This is a genomic window from Vibrio campbellii CAIM 519 = NBRC 15631 = ATCC 25920, assembly GCF_002163755.1.
GTDB classification, from domain to species: domain Bacteria; phylum Pseudomonadota; class Gammaproteobacteria; order Enterobacterales; family Vibrionaceae; genus Vibrio; species Vibrio campbellii.
Genome location: NZ_CP015863.1, coordinates 1,317,551 through 1,342,990, shown reverse-complemented (window position 1 = coordinate 1,342,990; position 25,440 = coordinate 1,317,551). Strand labels below are relative to the sequence as shown.

Sequence of the window (25,440 nt, the reverse complement as noted above, 5' to 3'; positions counted from 1 at the left end):
AGAGAATCTACTCACTTAATTATTATTGTTTCATTAAGCGCATTATCCTCCCCTTCTCTCACCCAATTCGTTATCAACGTCACGAATCCGTTGCATCTCAATTTATTCAAACTGGTTATTGAGAGAACGCTCACTGAATTTTGGTCAAAAAAATACCAGCCCGAGGGCTGATATTTCATTCATAGCTTAGTGCTCTGATTAAGCAACTTCGATCGGACCACCGAATGAAGTCACTGGTGGAACTTTACCAGTGAACTTCTCGAAGTCTACGATACATGTATTCGCAGAAGTCGCTTGTGCTAGCTCAGAAGAACCGATGTCTTGAGTTAGTGTGTTAGGGTCGCCGTAAGTACAAATTGCACCTACTTTCTCGTTTAGAGGACCGTACCACGCACCTTCTTCGATACGGATAACACCACGTGGGTAGCTATCAGTAAGTACAGCACCAGCAAGAAGTTGACCACGGTCGTTAAATACACGTACCAAGTCACCGTCTTTAATGCCTTTCGCTTTTGCATCAACTGGGTTGATGTATACAGGCTCACGACCTTGAACAGCGTAAGTAGCACGGAAATCTTCAGATTCACACATCTGAGAGTGCAGACGCTTGTCCGGGTGGCAAGATTGTAGCCAGTACGGGTGTTTGTCAGAGCCAGGACCACCGTGTGAGCGTTCTGATTTCTCGAACCACATTGGGTGTTCTTGACAGTGTTCGTAACCGTAACGACCGATCTTACGAGAAGTGATCTCGATGAAGCCAGAAGGTGTGCCCAGTGGGTTGATTTCTGGATCTTGACGGAAGTCAGCGTGACGAACCCAAGGCTTACCTTGACCGAAGTCTAGTACGCTCTTCTCCCAGAACTCATCAAATTCTGGCATTTCGAAATTACCGTCGTTCGCTTTCTTACAATCGTTGTACAGGCTGCGGATCCATTCCATCTCGCTCATGCCACGAGTGTAATCTTCGCGACGACCAAAGCGTTGAGTCAGTTCACTCATGATTTGGAAGTCTGGCTTAGAGTGGAACAATGGGTCAACTAGGCGATGCATAGCAATCAGACCTTTGTTGGAGTATGAACCGTATACGTCAATGTCGTTACGTTCCCACTGCGTACATGCAGGTAGAACGATATCTGAGAAACGACAAGTCGCTGTCCAAGCAAACTCGATCGTTACTACTGTTTGAAGCTTCTGGAACGCTTGCTTCATGCGGTTACGATCTTGGTGGTGGTGCCATGGGTTACAACCCGAGATCACCATCATCTTGAAGTCTGGAAGCTTAACTTTACCGCCGTTGTAGTTGATCTGTTTACCTGGTTCTAGCAGACAGTCGATCCAACGAGCAACAGGGATAGTACGGCTGTAGCCGTTAAAGTCATTGTTGTCCCACTTCGGCTTCATACCTGTATCTAGGTTACGAGGGAAACCACCAGGGCCCGAGAAACCAGTTGAAGGAACACCGATACTTGAGTAGTGGTGACCGTAAGAGATACCACCGCCAGGTAGACCGATTTGGCCAACCATTGCTGCAACTACTGCTGCTGCCCAATATGGCTGCTCACCGTGCTCTTGACGTTGGATACACCAACCCATAAGGATCTGTGTACGACCGTTCACTAGCATGCGTGCGAATTCACGAATCTTGTCCGCTTTAACGCCACAGATAGGTGCAGCCCACTCAGGGGTCTTAACAACTTTATCTTTCGTTTCACCTTGAACGTACTTGATGAAATCTTCGAAACCTAGACAGTAAGTTTCAATGAACTTCTTGTCGTACAGGTCTTCGTTGTACAGTACGTGCGCAACAGCAAGCATGAATGCTACGTCTGTTAGCGGGTTAATGTATAGGTGATCGTTCTCTAGGTAACGTTGAGTCTTGTTCTTAACTGGGTCTACAGATAGAACGTTGATCTCACCTTTCGCTACTTTTTCCTTCAACTGCGCTAGGTAGTTGAAAGATTCGTGCGTTTCACAGTTCCAACCTACTTGTAGGTTTTTCACTGGGTCGTTTGCCCAAAGAATGATGTTGTCTGAATTCTCTAGGATTTCAGACCAAGACGTACCTTGTGCGTAAACTTCTGTTGAACCAAGTACGTAAGGCATGATGGTTTGACCTGCACCAGTAGAGTAGTCGCCTACTTTAGTGATGAAGTTACCGTGCATACCTACAGCACGTTGCATGTGTGCCGTACAGTTGTTGAACGCACCAGTTTGGTTCCAACCAGTTTGACCTGCGTGTAGAGCCCATGGACCGTATTCTTTCTGAACACGTTCTAGCTCACGGTAGAACAGGTCTAGAGCTTCATCCCAAGTTACACGGATGAAACGGTTGTTACCGCGCGTCTCAGCGCTGTATTTGTGCTTCTTCAGCCAATCTAGACGAACCATTGGGTAACGAACACGTGATGGGCTGTAGATAATGCCCTTGATGCCGTTCAACATTTCTGTTGGGTTCTGGTCTAGTTCTAGCGGTTTGATCTCTTGAACTTTACCCGCGTAGATGTGGGCGCGGAACGCGCCCCAGTGTGAACCTGTTACTTTCCAAGTACCAGTAGACTCAGCTGCGTTTGCAGATGCTGAAGCCAATAAGCTTGGACCGATAACTGACGCTGCGCTTGTGGTTGCTACACCTTTAAGAAAACTTCTTCGTGTAATAGCCATTTATTTTTACTCCAATCCGACGCTTATTAGTGGTGACCTTCAGCATAATCTGAAGAGTGCTTCTGTAGGTACTTCAAGATCAGTGCTTCGCTGTCTGTATCTAGGTTAACGAACGCTAGCATACCGTCGAACATACCTGGCCATGTGTTCGCATCGAAGTGCGCTTCAGCTGGTTGTGTGTGACATACAGAACAGTTAGTTCTATAAGCTTCTTTCGATTTTTCCCATACAGGGTTGATGTCGTTCAGCATAGATTCTTTCTTGATCCATACTTTCGCTGCTACTTTCTCCCAAGGAAGACCAGTTAGCTCATCAACTTTCTTCTCACCAGCCGTAACAATGTTCGCGTCTGTTGATGCTTCTTTCAGTAGAGATGCTACTGCGATGTTTTTACCGAAGTCTTCTTGAATTACACGACCGAAGCCTTTCGCTTTACGCCAGCCGTCGATTTCAATTTCAACGTAGTCGCCTTTGTCTTCAAGAACTTTTACAGTCGATGCTGGGTTTAGAAGACCTGCTTCTTCAGCACCTTTGTAATCGAAGTAGATTGGTAAGTGACGAACACTAACTAGTTGCTGACCTACACCGTAATCCGTGTTAGAGGTCATGCCTTCTAGGTCACCAACGATACCACCGATGCTATCCATGCCCGCAGGTAAATGGTGGGCGATACCTTTATGACAATCAACACAACTCTGATCTTTCTCTGCAGCTTGTTTCATCTGAATTCGAGCCGTTGGGGACATCTGGTTAAAATCCATCGAGTCATAGTTGTGACAGTTTTTACACTCTAGAGATTTGTTTGCAGAGAAGCGATCCCATTCGTGTTTAGCAAGTTCGATACGACGCTCTTCGAAAACACCCGGTTCGTCGTAGTTGCCAAATACTTGTGCGAATACTTCTTTAGACGCTTGCATCTTACGAGCGATCTTATCTGTCCAGTTGTGTGGAACGTGACAGTCAGGACAAGTGGCACGAACACCAGAGTGGTTTTTCCAGTGAACCGTGTCTTGTAGTTCAACGTATACATTGTCACGCATTGTGTGACAACTAATACAGAATTTTTCTGTGTTTGTTGCTTCTAGGGCAGTGTTAAAGCCACCCCAGAAAATAACACCAGCGATGAAACCGCCCATAGTCAGCACGCCTAGGCTGATATGGACTGCCGGGCGCGTCATCGTACGCCACAGTTTAATGATTAATGATTTCATTATTTGCTCTCTTAAAATCTTTTCTAAAGTGTGGTTATGAGCTCAACGGCTTACATACCGTGCGCGCCTGGAGGACCAAAGAAGAACACTTGAAGTGCCCAAACAATAAATCCGTAGCCGCCTACGAAAGCCACACTCAGAATTGGGAAGAGAACAACTGCAATGAAGAGGAACGACTTCCACTCCAGTGAGCGTTTTTCACCACTCTCAATTTTGTTAACATCACTCATACATTTGCCTATTTTGTATCTAGTGTTATTGGAAAGCCCGCGTCACCAAGCTTAAGACTTACAATCTCTATGGGAAAATTTTAGACCATACTAATAGTAAGGTTCAATCAAATCTGATGCTCCCCCCCTTGTTATCCAACACTTTTTTGAGCTCATCCAGAGATGTGTTTGATTGATGTTATTTGTGAATAAATATTAATAGATGTGAAAAAATAAGCATTTTGCAGACATGTTAAGAACACAACACAAGATTAACTTTGTTTACAATTTTCTGGATTTTTTTCGTGCTACTAAATCGCTCTTTTTCCGAATAAAGACAAGCAGTTGTGATCGTCTTGTTAAAAAAATTCACTAAATCATCGTGCTTTTTCAAACGTAAGATTGCAAAAAACAGACCTCGCTAATTCATAAACCAACCGCACTTCGTTAGAATCAAAACGTTTGTTTCCGGAGAAAGTTTATGAATCAAGTTGTGGATATTAATTGGTTTGAACTCGCCCTTTTTAGCTTGATTCTGCTCATTCCACTCACCATCAATAAACGATACAAACTTGGCCTTGCCAAAGACACTGTCATTAGCGTTGTGCGTATGACCGTTCAATTGGTTCTTGTCGGTGTGTATTTGGAATACCTTTTTAAGCTGAATAGCTTGGCAGTAAATTTGTTGTGGCTAGCGATTATGATTGTGGTTGGGGCGAGCTCGATTGTGAGTAAAACCAATCTACCAAAAAAAACTCTCATGTGGCCTTTAATCGCAGGATTGTCTTGCAGCTTATTCCCTTTGCTTGCGGTGATTGCTTTTGGCCTCGTCAAGCCAGAGCCCTTTTACAACGCGCAGTATATGATCCCTTTAACAGGCATGCTTCTGGGCAACAGCTTGAGCAGCAACATCGTTGCCCTGCAGAACTTATTCACTGCTTTCGAGCAAAGAAAATCTGAATATGAAGCCGCTATATCTTTGGGTGCATCACCCAAATACGCCTCCTTCCCTTTCCTTCAAGAAGCGCTTCGTAAATCTCTGGCGCCTATTCTCGCCTCCATGGCAACGACTGGCTTGGTGACGCTTCCCGGCATGATGACAGGCCAAATCTTAGGTGGCGCTAGCCCGATGGTGGCCATCAAGTACCAATTAATCATCATGCTAGCGATTTTTGTCATGCTCAGTGTGTCTGTGACGATTACCTTAGAGATGACGCTAAGCTGTGTACAAACCAAAGAAGGCCGCATAAAAGTGAAGTTTATCAACAAGGATAACGCTTAAAGCTGGCCACTTCGCCATCACATAAGCGTCTCATTTTATGAATTTTTCTCGATCAAAAAAGATACTCACGATCTTTGAGACAGGTTATCCACAGAAAATGTGGATAAACCCCAAAAACCCATAAGCAACCAGAAACATAAGAGCAACTTTGAGACTTACCTCTCCTCATCAATCAAGCGATCACAGATTGGTCATAGAAGCGTCATCGACGGCCTCTAGAGTGCAGTAAACCGACGAAAGGAGAGTTCATCATGGATAGGTTAATCACACGAGAAAAACTCGACGATTTAGTGTCAGAAGTACCTGTAGACTGGCTAACACAAGAGCCTGTAGAAATGACATCTCACTGGATCCCAAATGAATTTGGTATCAACGAAGAGCTCGTCTAGCGCACCAGATAAAACATTCAGATAAAAGAAAGGCAAGCCACGTAGCTTGCCTTTTTGAACATTATTTCAGATGCTTATCTTCATCACGCAGGTAAATCATCCAGTACCACATGCCGACGAAGACACCACCGCCGATAATATTACCGATCGTCACAGGGATCAGGTTGTTGGTCAAGAAACCGATAATGTTCAGATCTGCGTAGTCTGCAATGTTGGCACCTGTCATTTGCCAGAATGACTCTGGAGCAAAGTATTTAATACCAATCGCCATTGGTACTTGGAACATGTTCGCAATGCAGTGCTCAAAACCTGCAGAAACGAACATAGCTACCGGCAAGATCATTACTGCGATTTTATCTGTCAGAGTGCGACCGCTAAACGTCATCCAAACTGCGATACATACTAAAACGTTACACATGATGCCCAGCGCGACGGCTTGGAAGAAACCGTGATGCAGCTTATGTTGCGAAATTGCCATCGCATTCAAGCCCACTTGTCCACCGTCGAACATGTATTGCTTAGTAATAAGCATACAAACAACAAGTAGAACCGCACCAACCAAGTTACCGAAGTATACAACCAGCCAGTTCTTCATTAAGGCTTTCCATGAAATCTTGCCACTTGCACGTGCCACCAGCGTAAGAACCGAGCTGGTAAACAGCTCACCGCCAGTAACAACCACCAAGATCAAGCCAAGGCTGAATGCCAAACCACCAATAAGGCGTGTAATACCCCAAGGGAGATCACCAGCACCAGTGGTTACGGTTGTGTAGAAAATAAAAGCAATACCTATATGAATACCTGCAGAAATCGCCAGCAGGAAAGATTTCATCGGAGCTTTAGTTGCTTTGCCAACACCTACTTCGGCGGCACGTTCAGCAGCCTGAGGTGGTAATAGTGAGTCAAACTGATTGAAGTTCATGGAAGCGTAACATTTAGAAACAATTAACGAGGCGCGGATAATCGCCCCATTTCCAGACTTTTTCAAGGGTTATTTTTCATGTTTACCAAATTTGTTGTTGCAGAGAGAGTAATCGATAAAATTCAACAATGAGTTATTGTCCTAACCATTATTAATATTTGGTTCAAATGCTTACTGTAGAATAAAATTTCCGCGTTATATCAGCCCTATAGCGCCACACTTAACATTTCTAAGGCTTTTCTATTGCTCAACCTTAGTTTTCAGACTAGCTTGGTTAAAAAAGTACGAAGGAATTACCTATGAAATATTCAGCTGACCATATCGCCGAACTGAACCTACTTCTTCAATTCGATTTAAGCAGCGCAGCTACTGGCATCAAAGTCCACAAAGAAGCTTCTGAAGAAATGCAGGCCGCCGTTGCGCGTCTGTACGAAAAACAACTATGCACGCAACCAGATGGCGGTTACCTAACTGACGAAGGGATCGAAGTTGCAGAACACGCGGATAAGATCCTTCGAGTGCTTTCTGCTGAATAATGATATTTAGACAAACCAATATCTGAATTTAATGAGCCACTGCAATGGTGGCTTTTTTGATAATTAAATTTATCTAGATTCACCATATTAAGCGATCAGTTTTCTCACTTTTCCAAATGGCTGAATTTTATCATATTAAAGCCCGCCGCGTAGAATAAGAAGAAAATTAAAAAGCTAGCCTCTAATGCCAACGGTGGTCTTAATCAGGCGTTCAGCCCAGATATCTGGTACGCTGATGATTACTACATATTATTAGAACTGGCGAACAAGGGATTTGGCTGGTGCTTTCTTCCTGAGCATTTGGTGTCTTACGCGCCAAACACGTTAGTGAAACTTGGCGAAGAATTCACAAAACTGGCATGGCAAGTCAACATTGATTTGATACAACATCAGAAATGGCATTCCGATCCCCTACACCAACAAGCCAGATTAGAATTACAAACCCTGTTTGAATGAACTCAGGGCTGACAGTAGGAACATTACCGATGGCAAATATATTGATCATAGGTGCAGGCTGGCTAGGTACCCCACTTGCACAAACGCTCATTGACCAAGGGCATCAAGTTATCGTCACGCGACGTAGTCAAACTCGATTGGATGAGTTTCCAATACCTTCCGTTAAAACTGCCCTACTCGACCTCAATGAATCGAACTCTGAGCAGCGACTCATTAATATTATCAAACAGCACCATATCGAACGTATTGTCGGCGCTTTCCCTCCTGGCTTTCGTAAAGGGAATGGACAAGAGTACGTACAGCAATGGCAGCGCTTAACTGAAGCGGCAAAAGCGAGTAACGTTGAAAAGATTTTGATGGTCAGCTCAACAACGGTATACCCAAACCTAGCCGTCGATATGAAAGAAGAAGACGCCACACTCGCATTAGCCCAAACGAAGGAACACTTCTCAGACAACGCTCGCATCATGCTACAAGCCGAGCAATACGTCATTGATTCCGGCATCGACTACGCCATCGTCCGTTGCAGTGGTTTGATTGGCTCTGACCGCCACCCTTCTCGCTTTGCACTGCGATTGAAACAAGTGAGCCGTAAAGCCCCAGCGAATATGGTGCATCAAAACGATGCTGTGGCAGCAACGGCTTTCGCTCTCAATCAAATCAGCAATGAAGTGGTGAACGCCACCACGCCGAACACCGTCAGCAAAGCCGAGTTTTACCAAGCGGCCATTACGAGAAGTGATTTAGATATTGCCCTTCCGCCAGTCACTGAAACTGCCGATAAACGAATCCTTGCAGACAAGCTTATTACGCTTGGCTACCAGTTCCAATTCAACTCAACGCTGGATGCACTATGAAGCTTTATCAACACATTGAAACCTTGTGGGATTACATGCAACTCAAGCAGGAACTCACACCTGCTGACTGCTTATTTATTATGTGTAGCAATGATTTACGTGTTGCCGAATACGCCGCAAAGCTTTACCAACAAAAGCTTGCACCTCTGATTGTATTTTCTGGCGGTGAAGGCCGTTTTACGGATGGCTTGTTTGACAAAAGCGAAGCCGAAACCTTTGCAGAAATTGCAAAACTTGCTGGCGTACCAAACGAAGCAATCTTAATCGAAACACAGTCAAGCAACAGCGGTGAGAACGTTCGATTCACGGAACAATTGTTGATAGAAAAAGGGGTTAACTGCGAGTCTCTCATCTTGGTTCAAAAACCATTTATGGAACGACGCGCCATCGCGACCTTCGAAAAGCAATGGCAATCACCTTATTCACGTCTGCAAGTGACCTCTACTGCGCATCCTTTCTTTGAATACATTAACGAAGAGATGCCTCTGATGATGGTACTGGAAGCATTGATGGAAGATTTTTCTCGCGTAAAGACTTATCCAGAGAAAGGCTTTCAAACGAAGCAAGAGATTCCTGCACACGTTGAATCCTCCTATCAAGCCCTACGAGAAAAGTTCGAGTTTGGTCTCGCGTAATCCCTCGCTCAGTGACCAACAACCAGACAATAAAAAGCCACCGAATTCGGTGGCTTTCTCTTATCTAGATTGGCTTACTTACCAAGTGCTTCTTTGTAGTGTTGACGACAAACCGATACGTAACGATCGTTACCACCGATTGCAACCTGATCACCTTCTTTGATTGCAACGCCATGCTCATCAGTACGAATAACCATGTTTGCTTTGCGACCGCAGTGACAAATCGTTTTTAGCTCAACCAGCTTGTCTGCCCAAGATAGCAGGTACTTGCTGCCTTCAAAAAGTTCGCCTTGAAAATCGGTGCGAAGGCCATAACAAAGAACCGGAATATGCAGCTTGTCCACCACCTCTGTGAGTTGGTAAACCTGCTCTTTAGATAAGAACTGACACTCATCAATCAGAATACAGTGACGTTTTTCAACCTCATGCAGTGCTGCAATCTCTTGGTAAAGGTTGCTATCTGGACGGAACAATTGCGCGTCTGATTGCAAGCCAATACGAGAGCTCACTTTACCCACACCGTAACGATCATCTAACGCAGCTGTGAAAATCACAGGCGTCATGCCACGTTCTTGATAGTTAAATGAAGATTGAAGAAGAGTTGTCGATTTACCCGCATTCATTGCTGAGTAATAGAAATACATCTGAGCCACAGAGCACTACCTTCGTTAAAGTTTAGAATTTATAAAAGCTTGTAAAGAAAAGGGCTGAATCATCAGCCCTTTTAAAAGATTCAATTACTTACGACGCCACGTTGTGCCTTCTGGACCATCTTCCAGAACAATGCCCATCTCCGTCAGCTTATCACGAGCCATATCTGCGTTAGCCCAGTCTTTCGCTGCACGAGAGTCGTTACGTAGCTTGATTAGTGCTTCGATTTCAGCCACTTCATCATCGTTACCAGCGTCACCTTTTAGGAACGCTTCTGGATCTTGGTGAAGAATACCGATCACGTCAGCCAGTTCACGCATTAGCGCACCTAGCTCGCTCGCTTTCTCTAGGTTTTCTGTCTTAAGACGGTTTACTTCACGCGCCATGTCGAACAGTACTGAGTAAGCTTCTGGCGTGTTGAAGTCGTCGTTCATCGCTGCAGTATAGCGAGATACGTACTCTTCACCACCTGCTGGCACTGCGTTTAGATCGAGACCACGTAGAGACGTGTATAGACGCTCAAGAGAAGCTCGTGCTTGGTTTAGGTTATCTTCGCTGTAGTTTAGCTGGCTGCGGTAGTGACCAGACATTAGGAAGTAACGAACCGTCTCAGCATCGTAGTGACCAAGAACATCACGGATAGTAAAGAAGTTACCCAAAGACTTAGACATCTTCTCACGGTCTACCATTACCATGCCGCTGTGCATCCATGTGTTCACGTATTGAGTGTCGTGTGCACAGCAAGATTGCGCGATTTCGTTCTCGTGGTGTGGGAACTGAAGATCAGAACCGCCACCGTGAATGTCGAAGTGGTTACCTAGGATTGAAGAGTTCATTGCAGAACATTCGATGTGCCAACCTGGACGACCTGGACCCCATGGTGATTCCCATGTTGGTTCACCCGGTTTAGACATCTTCCAAAGTACGAAGTCCAGCGGGCTGCGTTTTGCAGTTTCGATATCAACACGCGCACCAGCTTGCAGCTGTTCAAGGTCTTGCTTAGAAAGTTTTCCGTATTCGTTGAACTTGCCTACTTCAAACATTACGTCGCCGTTATCTGCAACGTATGCGAAACCGCGCTCGATTAGTTTTGCAACCAATTCGATAATTTCAGCGATGAACTGAGTTGCACGAGGCTCAACGTCAGGACGTTTCATGTTCAGTGCATCGAAGTCAGCGTGCATTTCGCCAATCAGGCGCTCTGTCAATGAATCACAAGATTCACCGTTTTCTGCTGCACGTTTGATGATTTTGTCATCGATATCAGTGATGTTACGTACAAACGTTAGGTCATAACCAAGGTAACGCAAGTAACGAGAAACCACATCGAAAGAAACGAAAGTACGACCGTGACCGATATGACAGAGATCGTAGATGGTAACTCCACAGACATACATGCCAACTTTGCCGGCTGTAATTGGTTTGAATTCCTCTTTCTGTCTTGTGAGTGTGTTATATATCTTTAACATGATCTCTATCTATGATTGTGAATGGATAACAAGAAGGCTGAGTATAACAACTCAGACCTTATTAGGTAATAGCAATTCACGGATAAAACGATAATCGGCTAAACTTCAAGCACAAAACTATTAATTTGTTCTTCCTGAGTTTTTAAAGCGTAATAACTTAGGCTAGAATCGCAGTTTCAATACAACACAGTAAAGGAAAGTAGCATGATCACCCTTCACACTAATTTTGGTGACATCAAGATTCAACTAAACGAAGAGAAAGCGCCAGAGACTAGCGCAAACTTCCTTCAGTACTGCCGCGACGGTTTCTACGACAACACTCTTTTCCACCGTGTTATTGACGGCTTCATGATCCAAGGTGGTGGTATGGAGTCTGGTCTACGTGAAAAAGCATCACGTGCACCAATCAAGAACGAAGCAAACAACGGTCTTAGCAACAAAGTGGGTACACTTGCTATGGCTCGTACTATGGAGCCGCATTCAGCAAGCTCTCAGTTCTTCATCAACGTAAACAACAACACGTTCCTAGACTTCCGTAGCGAAAGCCTAGATGGTTGGGGCTACTGTGTATTCGGTGAAGTAATCGAAGGCATGGACATCGTAAACAAGATCAAAGGTGTGAGCACTGGTTCTTACGGCATGCACCAAGACGTACCTCTAGAAGACGTAGTGATCACTGGTACAACAATCGAAGAGTAATTCTTTAGAATTGCTGCCAAGAGATAAGTTTGTGGGGAGGCGTCGCTTCCCCTTATTTCTATGACAACATTATTTATATCTGATCTTCATCTTGCCCCATCACGTCCTGATATCACGGAGTGCTTTGTTACGTTCATGCGTTCAGAAGCAATCCATGCCGACGCACTGTACGTGCTTGGTGATTTGTTCGAATTCTGGATTGGTGACGATGACAACACCCCTTTTGCAAGTAAAATCCGTAGCGAATTTAAAGCACTGACGGATTCTGGTGTGCCAACCTTCTTTATCCAAGGCAATCGAGATTTCTTACTGGGTAAACGCTTTTGCAAAGAAACCGGTATGACATTGCTTGATGATGTCTGCACAATTGATCTTTATGGTCAAAAAGCCGTGATTCTGCATGGCGATACACTTTGCATTGATGATGTGAAATACCAAGAGTTTCGAAAAACCGTCCATAAGCCATGGCTTCAATGGTTGTTTAATCGTATTCCCTGGTTCGTTAAGAAAAGAATTGTCGCTAAAGTTCAGTCAGACATTCGAGACGACAAACAAACCAAGTCTCTCGACATCATGGACGTTAACCAAGGCGAAGTAGAGCGCGTTATGTCTCAAAACTGCGTCAACCTGATGATTCACGGTCACACGCACCGCCCAAATACACATATTTTTGAATTAAATGGTGTTAAAACAACACGTATTGTCTTAGGTGATTGGTATAGCCAAGGCTCGGTTTTAAAAGTAGATTCTGACAATTTTGACTTGCAAACACGACCGTTTGACACAGAATTGAAGTAAAGCATGTCGAGCGTGTAGAAGATTGACGCGCAAAGCATAGAAATTTTACAGAAAATCGCTATCATCGTATTACTCAGTTAAACAGAACAAAGTACCGCATTGAAGTATTCATACGTAGCTCGCCAACCGATACTGGATAGAGAAAAGCGTACCATCGGGTATGAGCTTCTCTTCCGTGACGGTCCGAAAAATACCTTTCCAGAAGTAGAACCTGAGCTGGCTACTAGTCGACTTCTATCTGACCATTTCCTCACCACGCACTACAGTACTCTGGGTGATAAGCTCGGCTTTGTTAATTTTCCATACCAAAGCTTGGTCAATCTCGTCCCTACTCTGTTTCCCAATGAATCGCTCGTGGTTGAAGTATTGGAAGATTGTGAGCCAACAGACGAGTTACTTCATGCAATCAAACATCTACATGCATCTGGCTATCGCGTTGCGTTAGATGACTTTGTTCCGACTAAAGCTTGGAAGCGTTTTTTACCTTATGTTGCGATCATCAAGTTCGACATTCGCTTAGTCCCTATCGAAAAGGCCGCGATTTACATTCAATCACTTGGCCACTTTGGTATCGACTTTTTAGCCGAGAAGGTCGAAACCTATGAAGAGTTTGAACAGGCAATGGATGCTGGTTTTAACTACTTCCAAGGCTACTTCTTCAGTAAACCTGAGATGATTCAGAAAAAACGCCTTAACCCGGCGTTTTTGACGGTGATTCAACTGTGTAAAGAGATCGCAGACAAACCCATCAATTTCAATGAAGTCGAACGCCTGTTTTCAATCGATGTGACCCTGTCTTATAAGCTAATGACTTATGTAAACTCGGGTTACACGCTCACCACTAAGATTAAGTCTTTCCGACAGGCGCTGGTTTATCTTGGTGAAGAACGCTTAAGACGCTTTATTTCTCTTGTTGCCATTGCTTCAGTGCACGAAGATAAACCTGACTCTTTGTACTCTTTAGCGATTCAGCGCGCGCGTATGTGTGAAATTTTGCTCAGCCAGATGAACACTAAATACGATCCCGGCCAAGCGTTTTTAACAGGAATGTTCTCACTATTAGGTTCACTATTAGACCAACCGCTTTGCGACGTGATCAGTGACATTCCAGTTGATGAGGAAATCAAGCAAGCGCTCACAAGTCGCAAAGGCGTATTAGGCTATCTTCTTTCGATGATCATCGCTTACGAAAAAGCCGATTGGGAAACAACGGAAAAGTACGGTAGCGCACTTAAACTGACTGAGCCACAATTAGCCAAAGCGTTCAGCCAATCCACAGCTTGGGCTCAAGAACTGCTGTCTCAAACGCCCTAAATTGCTATAATGCCCCAAAGAATACCTCCAGCCTCACTTATGTGAGGTTGTTTGTTTTTACCGCTTAATTAATCGAGATTTCATTTTATGGCTTCTTCTTGTCCTTGCGGCTCTAACCGCACCTACCAACAGTGTTGTGAACTTGCCCACAATAACCATGCTGACGTCACCACTCCGGAGCAGCTAATGCGCTCTCGTTACAGTGCGCATGTGTTAGGTCTAGTGGATTACGTGGTGAACACATACCACCCAAGCTGTAATGCAGAAGAACAACGCGAAGGCATTGCCCAATCCATCGACAGCGATTGGTGCAAGCTTGAGGTAGTAAAAGCCGAAGCGAGTAGCAACGAGAATGAAGGTTTTGTTGAATTCAACGCTTACTTTGATGAAGACGGCAAACGCTACTGCATGACAGAACGTTCTCGTTTCGTGAAAGAAGTTGGGCTTTGGTACTACATTGACGGCACGTTTCCTGAAGAAGAGTCGGAACAAGATCCTCGCTTAAGCCAACCAGTAAGCAGTCTAAAGGTCGGTCGTAACGATCCGTGTATCTGTGGAAGCGGTAAGAAGTTTAAGAAGTGTTGTGGCTAAGAGTATCGACGCTTAGTTTGTTGAGCGCGCTTCAATTTGATTCCTGATCTCGCCTAGGCTCGTCGTAATGACGTAAATTTGTATAACTGTCCTAAGTAGATAACTCTATTGCAAGCACCAATAGAAAATATACCGTCATTCTGAACATCGAGGAACGAGATGATTCAGAATCTAATCACCTCGAGCTCTGCTGTCAGGCTTCCCCACCGAATCAACAAGATTACATTAAGGAAGCCCCCAGACTCTCGGGTCATGGAGCTTCATTTAACTATCGCAGCTTATTTATGACGCTCTTTCAGCTTGTTCACTACGTCATTCATCGATAAGCCTTGGTCTTGAAGCAATACCATTAAGTGGTAAATCAAATCTGCTGATTCACACACTAACTCCGCCTTATCGCCCGACGTCGCCGCAAGCGCGACTTCAACGCCTTCTTCGCCCACTTTTTGCGAAATACGCTTGGTGCCACGGGCATAAAGACTGGCAGTATAAGAGGAATCTGGGTCGGCACTCTTGCGAGCAGCCAGTAGCTGCTCAAGTTGATGAAGCCACACCATTTGCGACTCCTCTTGAGGGTCCACATCCCAGCAAGTTGTGTTACCCAAGTGACACGTAGGACCAATGGGATTCACCTTCACCAGTAACGTATCGTTGTCGCAATCGAGTTGCATGTTCACCAATTGCAATACGTTGCCGGAGGTCTCACCTTTCGTCCAAAGACGCTGTTTAGTTCGAGAGAAAAACGTCACTTGACCCGTTTCGCCCGTTTTTGCCAACGCATCTTGGTTCATGTAACCCATCATCAGCACTTGGCTTGATTGGAAATCTTGTACGATGGCAGGTACCAGACCATCCACCTTTTCCCAGTTGATTCGCTCAGCTAGCGAACTTACTTCGGCGGCTTTTACACTCATAGTCGTACCTCAATGCCTTGTTGTTTCAAATACTGCTTTAGTTCACCAATATTGATGACTTGTTTGTGGAATACCGATGCAGCAAGCGCGCCATCCACATTGGCTTTTTGGTAAGCTTCTGCGAAGTGCTCCATGGCACCTGCACCACCCGATGCAATCAATGGTACGTTACATACTTCGCGCACCATATTCAGTTGTTCGATGTCGTAGCCGTTACGCACACCATCTTGGTTCATCATGTTCAGTACGATTTCACCAGCGCCACGTTTTTGTACTTCTTGTACCCAATCACGCGTTTCCCATTGGGTCGCTTTGGTGCGTTCTTCATCACCAGTAAACTGGTAAACCTGATACTTGCCGGTCTCTTTGTCGTAGTATGAATCGATACCAACAACAATACATTGCACACCAAACTTATCAGCAAGGTCAGTAATCAGTTGCGGGTTCGCCAATGCAGGTGAGTTGATAGACACCTTGTCTGCGCCAAATTCAAGAATGCGCGCTGCGTCTTCTGCTGATTTAATACCACCAGCGACACAGAAAGGAATATCAATCACTTCTGCAACACGAGCGACCCAACTTTTATCGACGACACGGCCATCACTTGAAGCGGTAATATCGTAGAACACAAGCTCGTCAGCGCCCTCTTCTGCATAACGCTGCGCCAGAGGAACGATGTCGCCAATGATTTCGTGGTTGCGGAACTGAACGCCCTTCACTACTTGTCCATCACGAACATCAAGACATGGAATTATTCGCTTTGCCAACATGCAAATGCCTCCTCTGCTGTGAACTTACCATCTAACAGCGCACGACCAACAATTACACCAGCCACACCGCTGCCTTTTAGCGCTTCGATATCTGCTAATGAGCCAATGCCACCTGAAGATTGAAACTGCACTTGTGGATACTGTTTGCATAGGTCAACGTAAAGCTCAACGTTTGAGCCCTCTAGCGTACCGTCACGAGAAATGTCCGTACAAAGCACGTGTTGTAGACCGACCGTCAGGTAATCGTTGATTAGAGCTTCGATGGTCACGCCTGAATCTTCTTGCCAGCCAGAAATAGCAACTTTACGTGTGCCGTCTTGGTCGATGTTGATGTCTAACGCGAGAACGATTTTCTCTGCGCCGTATTTTTCCATCCAACCTTTCACAAGCTCTGGCTGTTTTACTGCTGTAGAACCGACTACAACACGCTGCGCACCGGCTTCTAACAGATCAATCACGTCTTGCTCTGTACGCACACCACCACCGATTTGGATGTTCGCTGGCGTACTTGCCAATAGCTTTGCAATCAAATCTAGCTGACGTGCTGTCGTGTCTTTCGCGCCAGTTAAATCCACTAGGTGCAGCCAGTTAGCACCCGCTTGATGGTACAAGTTGAACTGCTCTGCTGGGTCGACTTTGTACTCAGTTACTTGGCCGTAATCACCTTGATAAAGGCGAACCACCTGTCCTTCAATTAAATCAAGAGCTGGAATAATCACACTAAATCCCTTTTATAATTCTAAGAAGTTTTGAATAAGCTTCGCGCCCGCTTTTGAAGAACGCTCAGGGTGGAACTGCACACCGTAGTAGTTGCCACTTTGTACTGCGGCTGTGAACGGGTTACCGTATTCACATTCCGCAATTGTGTAGTCCCCAACTGGCATTGCAAAGCTGTGTACGAAGTAGAAGTACTCACCTTCTTCAATACCTTTGAACAGTGGGTTACCTGCTTTTGCAGACACCGTGTTCCAGCCCATATGCGGCAGCGGTAAATCGCCGGTTTGTAGCAACTTCACTTCGCCATCACAAAGTCCAAGACACTCAACTAACTCGTCTGCTTCCTGGCCTTTCTCTTGAGACACTTTGCCCAACAATTGCATGCCTAAACAGATACCTAGTAGCGGCTTCTGTACCTGTTTTACCAAGCTGATTAGGTCACGCTCTTCTAGGTTTTTCATCGCTTCACTGGCGGTTCCCACGCCCGGTAGGAATAGCTTGTCAGCCGCCAATACAACTTGTGGATCTTTTGAAATCGTTACGTCATAACCTAGGCGTTCAATAGCAAACTTCACCGAAGAGACGTTGGCACAGCCAGTATCGATAATGACAACTTTCTGTTCTGTCACTGTTTTTCTCCTTGCTAACGTTAGCCTTAAAGTACGCCTTTACTACTCGGTAGCTCGGTGCCTTCTACTTTGATTGCTTGGCGCAGAGTACGACCAAACGCTTTAAATAGGCTCTCAATGATGTGGTGATCATTGTTACCCGCAGAAGAAAGGTGCAGCGTACACGCTAGGGTGTCAGTCAGAGAGCGGAAGAAGTGAACCACCATCTCTGTTGAAAGGTCACCCACTTGCTCACGGCTAAACTGCGCGTCGAACTTAAGGTAAGGACGACCAGATAGGTCCAGTGCACATTGTGCCAAGCACTCATCCATTGGCAGGCTGAAACCAAAGCGACCAATGCCACGTTTGTCACCCAGTGCTTCTTTCAACGCCTGACCCAAAGCAAGAGCGGTATCTTCTACCGTGTGGTGATCATCAATGTGCAGGTCACCTTCTACTTTGCATACCATCTGGAATCCGCCGTGCGTCGCGATTTGATCCAGCATGTGGTCAAAGAAGCCAAGACCAGTAGAGATGTCATTGCCGCCTTGTTCATCAAGGTTAACTACAACTTTGATGTCTGTTTCTTTCGTGGTGCGAATGACTTCAGCAACACGTGCCTTCACCGTTAGATCTTTTAGGACCTGTTTCCAACCCATGGTTTCTGGATTGTATTGAATGCCACGAATTGCCATGTTTTCTGCAAGTTGAAGATCGGTTTGACGATCGCCAATCACAACAGAGTTTTGGAAATCAACTTTGCCACCTTGAAGGTACTCTTTTACCAAGCCCAATTTAGGCTTACGGCAAGAGCAGTTATCTTCATCGAAGTGAGGACAAATCAGCACATCATCGAACTTCACACCCTGAGATTCAAAGATCTCCATCATCATGTTGTGTGGAGCATCAAAGTCTGCTTGTGGGTAGCTGTCGGTACCCAAACCATCTTGGTTAGTTACCATCACTAAGCGGTATCCTGCATCCTGCAACGACAACAGGCTTGGGATAACAAATGGCTCTAGTTTTAGCTTATCTAAACGGTCTACTTGAAAATCAACCGGCGGCTCAACAATTAAGGTGCCATCACGGTCTATAAAAAGGATTTTTTGTTGTTTGCTCACTCGAACTTCCTTATTGCTATTCTTTTGGCGCTCTCGCTATTGAGCGAGATCGATAAATTTTTCTCTACTTATGCGTAGTAGTTTCTAATAAATCCAAGTGTTTTTTCGCACTCGTCACGGTTTCCTACACTGATACGTACACAGTTTTCGATTGGCGAGTTACGCAAAATAATCCCCGTCTCCCAAGCGGCTATGAAAAGCCCATCGCCATCTGGGAATTGCACCAATAGGTAGTTCCCCCACCCTTCAAAAACCTCCAGACCCGGAATCATTGAAAGACCAACTTGCAAGTAGGCACGGTTTGCATTCAGATCGAGAACTTGGAACTTCGCTCGTGCTAAACCAGCTTCCGAAAGCGCCTGAGCCGCAATTTCTGCCACAGGAACCGGAACTGGATATGGTGCGATAACTTTAAGAAGTACATTAATCAGATCTTCGTTCGCAAGCGTAAATCCACAACGCAGACCAGCAAGCGCGAAAGCTTTCGACAGAGTACGCAAAATCGCAAGATTCGGGTATTGCGCCAGTAAGTCTACCGTTGATGCTTCTGGACAAAAATCGATGTACGCTTCATCCATCACCACGATTGCACGGTCTTTTGTCATCTCAAGCAGAGACACAATGTCCTCACGCTTAACCAGGTTACCTGTTGGGTTGTTTGGCGAACATACAAAAACCAGTTTCACGTTATCCAGATTAGCTTCGATGCCTGCAAGGTCTAGTTGCCAATCTGACGTTAGCGGCACGGTTTTGCGCTCTACACCGATGGTTTCTGCACTGATGGCGTACATACCGTAAGTTGGTGGACAATAAAGAATCGCATCTTCACCCGGCTCACAGAATGCACGAATCAGTAGTTCAATACCTTCATCTGCACCGCGAGAAGTCAGCGTTTGTTCTGGCTTTACACCCGCATAGGCTGCATAAGCGGAAATCAATTCTTTCGGCTGACATTCGCTGTAACGATTGAGACGAGCGAAGTCCGTTTTGTATTCATTATTGAATGGCGATTCGTTGGCATTTAGCCATACGTCACCGGTACCACCAATTCGGCGAGCCGATAAATAAGGGGTAAGTTGTTGGACTTGTTTACGCGCTAGCTTTTCCATCTCATTGTCCTCTTATTTAGCTGCTAGTTTTTCTACGCGGGTTAATTTTTCAGTACGAATGGTCACTGCACGTTTGTGTGCATCCAAACCTTCCGCTTCCGCCATGGTGACCACTGTAGGGGCAAGGTTCTTTAGACCATCAGCAGATAACTCTTGAATCGTCATACGCTTAGAGAAGTCCGCCAAACCTAAGCTTGAATACGTGCGTGTGTAACCGTAAGTAGGAAGAACGTGGTTAGTACCCGATGCGTAGTCACCTGCTGATTCAGGCGACCAATCACCAAGGAAAATAGAACCTGCGTTGTCTAATAGAGGCAGAAGCTCGCGTGGGTTCTTAGTCTGAACAATTAAGTGCTCAGGACCGTAATAATTTGAGATTGAAACCGATTGAGTCAGAGACTCAGCAATAATAATCAAGCTTGAAGCCAATGCTTGCTCGGCGATGTCCGCACGAGATAGCTCATTAAGCTGACGTTGAACCGCATCCGTCACTTGATCAGCAATAACAGGAGAAGGAGTCACAAGTACTACTTGAGAATCAGGACCGTGCTCTGCTTGGCTCAAAAGATCCGCAGCAATAAAGTCTGCATCTGCGGTTTCATCGGCAATCACAAGCACTTCTGATGGACCTGCTGGCATATCAATCGCAGCACCACGGAAATCATTACTCACCTGACGCTTGGCTTCCGTTACATAAGCATTCCCTGGGCCAAAGATCTTATCAACTTTAGATACACTCTCTGTGCCGTAAGCCATTGCAGCGACCGCTTGACCACCGCCAACGTTGTACACTTCATCAATGCCACACAGTTTTGCTACATAAAGGATCTCGTCAGCAATTGGTGGTGGAGAACAAAGCACCACTTTACGACAGCCTGCAATTTTTGCAGGAACCCCAAGCATCAAAACAGTCGATGGCAATGGCGCACTGCCACCGGGAATGTACAAACCCACTTTTTGAATTGGGCGCGTTACCTGCTCACAAAGTACACCCGGTTGAGTTTCTACTTTGATTGGCTGTGGCTTTTGTGCTTTGTGAAACTTAGTGATGTTTTCATACGCTTGCTCTAATGCGCTTTTCATCTTTTCAGAGAGACGCTCTGATGCCTCATCGATTTCTTGTGCTGATACACGAATGGATTCTGGCTTCACACGGTCAAACTTCTCAGTCAGCTCCAATAATGCAGCATCACCTTCTTTGCGAACTTTTGCGATTACTTCTGAAACCGCGGCAGTTATATTCGCACCTTCTGTAATTGCAGGACGTTCTAGGATTGAGTCTTGCTGCGTTTCACTTAGCGATTGCCATACGACGGTTCTCATTGCGATTACTCCATCATTTTTTCAATTGGTAGTACTAGAATTGAGCTCGCACCCAGTTCTTTTAGCTGTTCCATAGTTTCCCAGAACAGGTTTTCAGTACTTACCAAATGAACCGCAACTTTTTGCTTGTCAGCAGACAGAGGTAATACTGTTGGGTCTTCTGCGCCAGGAAGCAATGCTTTGATTTGGTCTAGCTTCTCAGCTGGTGCGTGTAACATGATGTACTTAGACTCTTTCGCTTGCTGTACGCCTTGCATACGAGTTAACAGCTTTTCGATTAGCGCCACTTTGTCTGCGTCGAACTCACCGGTGCGTTGAATCAGCGTCGCTTTTGATTTGAAGATAATTTCAGCTTCTTTAAGGCCGTTCGCTTCCAGCGTTGCGCCAGTAGAGACCAAGTCAGCGATGGCATCAGCAAGACCCGCGCGAGGGGCAACTTCTACAGAGCCTGTCAGCATACATGTTGAGAATGGAACGCCCACTTCATCCATGTAAGCTTTTAGCAGTTGTGGGTATGTCGTAGCGATACGTTTGCCAGCTAGGTCTTGAGGGCAGTTGTACTCTTCGTCTTTGTCGATTGCGATAGATAAACGGCAACCACCGAAATCAAGACGACGAAGTTGAACAAATTCATACGGTTCACTCAAAGCTTTACGATCTAGACGAACTTCTTCCAGTTCATTTTCACCGATAAAGCCAAGGTCTACAACGCCATCCATAATTAGACCAGGAATATCGTCGTCACGAACCAAAAGTAAATCAATTGGCATATTTTCAGAATGAACAACTAAGCGCTCACCCATCACGTTGAATTTCACGCCGCATTTTTTAAGTAGAGCTTGGCTCTCTTTGCTAAGACGACCTTTTTTCTGAATTGCAATTCTTAAGCGTTGTGTTTGCATTGCTTTATCCCTGTGCCAGATTCGGTAATTTAAATATTTTATAAACCAGTAAAACTAAAAAACCCTCGAGAGATTTTGGTCTCCCGAGGGTTTGAAATCTGTTTTCACTTTGATTTTCACCTCCGGGAGTATCCTATCTCCCGGGTATGCGTACATCTCCCGAAAGACTATATTGGGTGATGATGGTGATGAATGTTCATTACAAAATTACGCATACTTATTTCAAGGCTCTTCTCATTTGCTTTGTTAGTAACCACACTAACCAAGCTGATTACTTTTTTCAACCCTTAATTTTAAAAAAAATCGAATTGTACAATACAAATAAAAAAGGAGGCCGAAGCCTCCTATAAATTTACTTTTTAATTCAGTGAATTACGTACTCTGACAAGATGCCATTTTTGACTTTGAAAGCCATGACAAAATAGCGCAAACGATAACGAATGTAATCGACGCTGCGATGAAAGAGAACGCAATTGAAGCTGTCATACCAAGAGCAATAAAGCCCACACATGAAACAAGCGCGACTGATAATGCATAAGGTAACTGTGTTGATACGTGATCGATGTGGTTACAGCGTGCACCTGTTGACGACAGAATCGTTGTATCTGAAATTGGTGAACAGTGGTCACCAAATACTGCACCAGCTAGAACCGCACTTAGCATTGGTAGCATTAGTGCCACGTCTGTTGCGCCAGCCATGTCTCCCGCGATTGGAAGCATGATACCGAACGTACCCCATGACGTACCCGTAGAGAACGCCATTAGGCCAGACAGCAAGAACAGGATAACTGGTAGCCAGTGTGGGTTGATGTTGCCTTGCGCCATTGTAGATAGGTAAGAACCCGTCTTCATGTCACCGATAACTGAACCAATAGTCCAAGCGAAAACAAGGATAAGGATTGCACCAAACATTGACTTAGCACCAATCCAAAGCGTGCGTGCAATCTCAACCATTGGTAGACCTTGCTTAATAACAGTGAACAACGCAACTGCTAGACCAAGTAAACTACCGTAGATTAGAGAAGTACCAACATCCGTGTTTTCAAATGCACCCAACAGCGCAAATTCTTTACCATCTGCTGCTAGCGCTTGACCACCGGTGTAAAGCATTGAAGCAATAGTCGCCACAATAAGCGTTACGATAGGAAGAATTAGGTCAGAAACCTTACCCTTCTCGCTTTCACGAATATCTAGCTCTTCGTTTAAGTCGTGTGCTTCTTGTGAGTCGTTCTCTTTATCTTTATCAAAACCACGGCCTTGAGACGCTGCGATTTCATGTTCACGCATCTTACCGATATCCAGACCAAACCACGCCACTGCAAATACCATTAGTAGAGCAAATACTGCGTAGAAGTTCATAGGAATAAGACGAACGTAAGCACCAAGCGCCGAGTATTCAGTGATGCCGTGTGACACCAAGATACCACCGATGATGGTAATGATGTACGCACCCCAACTAGAAGCTGGCATAATCACACACATTGGTGCAGCGGTTGAGTCAAGGATGTACGCAAGCTTGGCGCGAGAGACGTAGAAACGGTCAGTCACTGGGCGAGAGATCGCACCAACGGCAAGACTATTAAAGTAATCGTCGACAAAAATGAATACGCCAAGGAAGGCTGCAAGAAGTTTAGAGCCGCGTTTACTTTTTACTCGTGTTTGCGCCCATTCGGCGAAAGCGCGAGTACCACCAGAAAGTGTTAACAGTGCTGTTGTCATACCCAAAAGGATTAGGAAGCCAACAATGCTCATGTTCCAAGTATTAATACCACCGTCTTCAATAAAGACAGAAGAAACTTGAGAGCTAACATAACCTACCGTGTTACCGATAGACCAATCGTTAAGTAGCACCGCACCCAGTACGATACCAACACCAAGAGAAACTAAAACACGTCGAGTTAGAATCGCCAGCGTCAGTGCGACAATAGGCGGTAATAACGAAACAGGAGAATGTGCAAAATCTATTAAATTCATGATCTTCAAAAACCAAAGTTTGGCTAGAGATCTACTGCAGACAAGTCACGTAGCATACGGTACGTGCTCATGTTGAACTTAGCGACAGGGAAGCGAACACTCCACCCAACCCTACAGTAGCGCTCCATAGTTTAATGTAAATATACTATGGCAGTGTTGTTCCTTTCAGAGACAACCCCAGCAAGTGGCTTCGATAGGCCACCTACTTCGGCAATCATCGCCTTCCACTATTATTCATTGGCATCACCCCAATAATAGCTACTCTTCGAGACTGCACCTCTACGGCAATAACAAACATTTAACTGTTAATCGTACAAATTAACAACAATTTGTCTGCAATATTGCATCAGGTGACAGCCATTGTACTCATGAGGCCTACCAATGCAACACATCAAACTAAATTAAATGAATAAATAATCGCACTTTCGATTTATAAATGGAATGTGATCAACTCATACATTACGCAACTGCAATCACTTCTATGTTGTCGTTTATGAAACTTTATTACTACTATTAAATTCGTCATAGTTTTACGTGTAACAATAAATGAAAGAAATATGACGACAACAACATTCACAATCTCACCCTTCTCTGTCAGAAAAAGAGAAATTAAATTCAAGCGATAAATAAACATGAAGGTAATCGAGAAAAAGATGGTATCTATAAAGAGAAAAGTGTTGGAAATGACTAATTAGATTTCAAATTGATTAATTAATATTGTTTCCTCCCCAAAAAACTAAAGAAATTTAATCTAAATCATGAATTAGCATTTGCACATATGAGAAAGATAAAGTTAAATATAAGGACACTAATTTTTAAATCTAGATTCGCATTTTATTTATCGTCTCGATAAGCAATGTAGAAACTTTTAACCTATTAATAGGAATCGTTATGTCTGAGCTGACTAAAACACTTCTAAATATCCGTAGCCTCCGTGCATTTTCTCGTGAGCTAACTCTAGAGCAATTGGAAGAAGCTCTAGATAAACTAACTATCGTTGTTGAAGAGCGTAAAGAAGCAGAAGAAGCAGACCGCGCAGCACAAGCTGAGCAAGAAGCGAAACTAGCAGCTATCGCAGAGAAAATCGCTCAAGACGGTATCGACGTTGAAGCGCTAATTAGTGCACTTGCTGGTGAAACAAAAACTAAAGCAAAATCTAAGCGTGCTCCTCGCCCTGCTAAGTACAAATATACTGATACTAACGGCGAAGAAAAAACTTGGACTGGCCAAGGTCGTACACCTTCTGCAATCCAAGAGCAACTTGATGCAGGCAAATCTCTAGACGATTTTCTAATCTAATAATAGATTTATGAAATTTAAAA

General features: G+C 44.7%; 25 protein-coding genes, 2 pseudogenes, 1 riboswitch and 1 other annotated feature. Of the genes and pseudogenes, 11 read left to right on the top strand and 16 right to left on the bottom strand.

What is annotated here, in order from left to right; genetic code table 11:
- Positions 1 to 198: 198 nt before the first annotated feature.
- From torA to torE, 3 genes are read right to left on the bottom strand one after another with little or no spacing between them, the layout of a single operon-like run.
- Positions 199 to 2,661 carry a trimethylamine-N-oxide reductase TorA gene (gene torA / locus A8140_RS06425; protein ID WP_005533692.1) on the bottom strand — a complete coding sequence of 821 codons (2,463 nt, stop codon included), beginning with the start codon at positions 2,659 to 2,661 and terminating at the stop codon, positions 199 to 201.
- Between the two features lie 26 nt (positions 2,662 to 2,687).
- Positions 2,688 to 3,872, bottom strand: a complete 1,185-nt coding sequence (gene torC / locus A8140_RS06420) for a pentaheme c-type cytochrome TorC (protein ID WP_005533691.1) — start codon at positions 3,870 to 3,872, stop codon at positions 2,688 to 2,690.
- A gap of 50 nt (positions 3,873 to 3,922) precedes the next feature.
- Positions 3,923 to 4,102 (bottom strand): trimethylamine N-oxide reductase system protein TorE, encoded by a 180-nt coding sequence (torE, locus tag A8140_RS06415; RefSeq protein ID WP_005450728.1) that lies wholly within the window; start codon positions 4,100 to 4,102, stop codon positions 3,923 to 3,925.
- A gap of 460 nt (positions 4,103 to 4,562) precedes the next feature.
- Between torE and A8140_RS06410 the strand changes: the two genes are divergently transcribed.
- A complete protein-coding gene (locus A8140_RS06410; protein WP_005533690.1) occupies positions 4,563 to 5,363 on the top strand; it encodes an ABC transporter permease in 801 nt (266 codons plus the stop codon).
- A gap of 251 nt (positions 5,364 to 5,614) precedes the next feature.
- Positions 5,615 to 5,752 (top strand): hypothetical protein, encoded by a 138-nt coding sequence (locus A8140_RS25355; RefSeq protein WP_005430270.1) that lies wholly within the window; start codon positions 5,615 to 5,617, stop codon positions 5,750 to 5,752.
- A 61-nt stretch (positions 5,753 to 5,813) separates the two neighbouring features.
- Here A8140_RS25355 and focA read toward each other — a convergent pair whose 3' ends face one another.
- Positions 5,814 to 6,674 carry a formate transporter FocA gene (gene focA, locus A8140_RS06400; RefSeq protein WP_005533689.1) on the bottom strand — a complete coding sequence of 287 codons (861 nt, stop codon included), beginning with the start codon at positions 6,672 to 6,674 and terminating at the stop codon, positions 5,814 to 5,816.
- A 299-nt stretch (positions 6,675 to 6,973) separates the two neighbouring features.
- Here focA and A8140_RS06395 point away from each other — a divergent pair, with 299 nt between their 5' ends.
- Positions 6,974 to 7,210, top strand: a complete 237-nt coding sequence (locus tag A8140_RS06395) for a TIGR02647 family protein (RefSeq protein ID WP_005430269.1) — start codon at positions 6,974 to 6,976, stop codon at positions 7,208 to 7,210.
- 87 nt (positions 7,211 to 7,297) lie between these two features.
- On the opposite strand, the pseudogene A8140_RS26100 reads toward A8140_RS06395, so the two are convergent.
- A pseudogene (locus A8140_RS26100) lies at positions 7,298 to 7,401 on the bottom strand (PACE efflux transporter); the annotation flags it as partial.
- Between the two features lie 4 nt (positions 7,402 to 7,405).
- Between A8140_RS26100 and A8140_RS25515 the strand changes: the two are divergent.
- The 3 genes and pseudogenes from A8140_RS25515 to A8140_RS06380 form a co-directional block, all read left to right on the top strand.
- Positions 7,406 to 7,666, top strand: a pseudogene (locus A8140_RS25515) (LysR family transcriptional regulator); the annotation flags it as partial.
- 29 nt (positions 7,667 to 7,695) lie between these two features.
- A complete protein-coding gene (locus tag A8140_RS06385) occupies positions 7,696 to 8,523 on the top strand; it encodes an NAD(P)H-binding protein (RefSeq protein WP_005533688.1) in 828 nt (275 codons plus the stop codon).
- On the top strand, positions 8,520 to 9,158 hold the full coding sequence (locus A8140_RS06380) for a YdcF family protein (RefSeq protein WP_005533687.1): 639 nt from the start codon (positions 8,520 to 8,522) through the stop codon (positions 9,156 to 9,158). Before A8140_RS06385 ends, A8140_RS06380 begins: the two co-directional genes overlap by 4 nt.
- Before the next feature lie 74 nt (positions 9,159 to 9,232).
- Here A8140_RS06380 and A8140_RS06375 read toward each other — a convergent pair whose 3' ends face one another.
- Both A8140_RS06375 and cysS read right to left on the bottom strand, forming a co-directional pair.
- Positions 9,233 to 9,811, bottom strand: coding sequence for a thymidine kinase (locus A8140_RS06375; RefSeq protein WP_005430256.1), 579 nt, complete (start codon positions 9,809 to 9,811; stop codon positions 9,233 to 9,235).
- An 84-nt stretch (positions 9,812 to 9,895) separates the two neighbouring features.
- Complete coding sequence (gene cysS, locus A8140_RS06370) at positions 9,896 to 11,278, bottom strand: cysteine--tRNA ligase (RefSeq protein WP_005533686.1); 1,383 nt, start codon at positions 11,276 to 11,278, stop codon at positions 9,896 to 9,898.
- 204 nt (positions 11,279 to 11,482) lie between these two features.
- Here cysS and A8140_RS06365 point away from each other — a divergent pair, with 204 nt between their 5' ends.
- From A8140_RS06365 to A8140_RS06350, 4 genes are all read left to right on the top strand, one after another.
- Positions 11,483 to 11,977 (top strand): peptidylprolyl isomerase, encoded by a 495-nt coding sequence (locus A8140_RS06365; protein ID WP_005533685.1) that lies wholly within the window; start codon positions 11,483 to 11,485, stop codon positions 11,975 to 11,977.
- 60 nt (positions 11,978 to 12,037) lie between these two features.
- A complete protein-coding gene (gene lpxH / locus A8140_RS06360; protein ID WP_005533684.1) occupies positions 12,038 to 12,775 on the top strand; it encodes a UDP-2,3-diacylglucosamine diphosphatase in 738 nt (245 codons plus the stop codon).
- A gap of 99 nt (positions 12,776 to 12,874) precedes the next feature.
- A complete protein-coding gene (locus tag A8140_RS06355) occupies positions 12,875 to 14,089 on the top strand; it encodes an EAL and HDOD domain-containing protein (protein ID WP_005533683.1) in 1,215 nt (404 codons plus the stop codon).
- A gap of 87 nt (positions 14,090 to 14,176) precedes the next feature.
- On the top strand, positions 14,177 to 14,680 hold the full coding sequence (locus A8140_RS06350) for a YchJ family protein (protein WP_005533682.1): 504 nt from the start codon (positions 14,177 to 14,179) through the stop codon (positions 14,678 to 14,680).
- Positions 14,681 to 14,958: 278 nt separating this feature from the next.
- On the opposite strand, the gene hisIE is transcribed toward A8140_RS06350, so the two are convergent.
- The 9 genes from hisIE to tet(35) form a co-directional block, all read right to left on the bottom strand.
- A complete protein-coding gene (hisIE, locus tag A8140_RS06345; protein WP_005533681.1) occupies positions 14,959 to 15,594 on the bottom strand; it encodes a bifunctional phosphoribosyl-AMP cyclohydrolase/phosphoribosyl-ATP diphosphatase HisIE in 636 nt (211 codons plus the stop codon).
- Entirely contained in the window at positions 15,591 to 16,364 is a 774-nt protein-coding gene (gene hisF, locus A8140_RS06340) for an imidazole glycerol phosphate synthase subunit HisF (protein ID WP_004749837.1), read from the bottom strand. Before hisF ends, hisIE begins: the two co-directional genes overlap by 4 nt.
- Complete coding sequence (gene hisA, locus A8140_RS06335; RefSeq protein WP_005390889.1) at positions 16,346 to 17,083, bottom strand: 1-(5-phosphoribosyl)-5-[(5-phosphoribosylamino)methylideneamino]imidazole-4-carboxamide isomerase; 738 nt, start codon at positions 17,081 to 17,083, stop codon at positions 16,346 to 16,348. Before hisA ends, hisF begins: the two co-directional genes overlap by 19 nt.
- A 12-nt stretch (positions 17,084 to 17,095) precedes the next feature.
- Positions 17,096 to 17,710: an imidazole glycerol phosphate synthase subunit HisH gene (hisH, locus tag A8140_RS06330; RefSeq protein WP_005533680.1), complete on the bottom strand. Its 615-nt coding sequence runs from the start codon at positions 17,708 to 17,710 to the stop codon at positions 17,096 to 17,098.
- Positions 17,711 to 17,736: 26 nt separating this feature from the next.
- The gene (gene hisB, locus A8140_RS06325) at positions 17,737 to 18,810 is read right to left on the bottom strand and encodes a bifunctional histidinol-phosphatase/imidazoleglycerol-phosphate dehydratase HisB (RefSeq protein WP_005533679.1); all 1,074 of its coding nucleotides are present in this window, start codon (positions 18,808 to 18,810) and stop codon (positions 17,737 to 17,739) included.
- Positions 18,811 to 18,878: 68 nt separating this feature from the next.
- Entirely contained in the window at positions 18,879 to 19,919 is a 1,041-nt protein-coding gene (hisC, locus tag A8140_RS06320) for a histidinol-phosphate transaminase (RefSeq protein ID WP_005533677.1), read from the bottom strand.
- A 12-nt stretch (positions 19,920 to 19,931) separates the two neighbouring features.
- On the bottom strand, positions 19,932 to 21,242 hold the full coding sequence (hisD, locus tag A8140_RS06315; protein WP_005533676.1) for a histidinol dehydrogenase: 1,311 nt from the start codon (positions 21,240 to 21,242) through the stop codon (positions 19,932 to 19,934).
- 5 nt (positions 21,243 to 21,247) lie between these two features.
- The gene (gene hisG, locus A8140_RS06310; RefSeq protein WP_005533675.1) at positions 21,248 to 22,144 is read right to left on the bottom strand and encodes an ATP phosphoribosyltransferase; all 897 of its coding nucleotides are present in this window, start codon (positions 22,142 to 22,144) and stop codon (positions 21,248 to 21,250) included.
- Positions 22,145 to 22,197: 53 nt separating this feature from the next.
- Positions 22,198 to 22,336, bottom strand: a sequence feature (His leader region).
- Positions 22,337 to 22,516: 180 nt separating this feature from the next.
- The gene (tet(35), locus tag A8140_RS06305; protein ID WP_005533674.1) at positions 22,517 to 24,118 is read right to left on the bottom strand and encodes a tetracycline efflux Na+/H+ antiporter family transporter Tet(35); all 1,602 of its coding nucleotides are present in this window, start codon (positions 24,116 to 24,118) and stop codon (positions 22,517 to 22,519) included.
- A gap of 109 nt (positions 24,119 to 24,227) precedes the next feature.
- A riboswitch (Lysine riboswitch) is annotated at positions 24,228 to 24,408 on the bottom strand.
- A 601-nt stretch (positions 24,409 to 25,009) separates the two neighbouring features.
- On the opposite strand from tet(35), the gene A8140_RS06300 reads away from it, so the two are divergent.
- Positions 25,010 to 25,417, top strand: a complete 408-nt coding sequence (locus A8140_RS06300) for an H-NS family histone-like protein (protein WP_005427520.1) — start codon at positions 25,010 to 25,012, stop codon at positions 25,415 to 25,417.
- Positions 25,418 to 25,440: the final 23 nt, after the last annotated feature.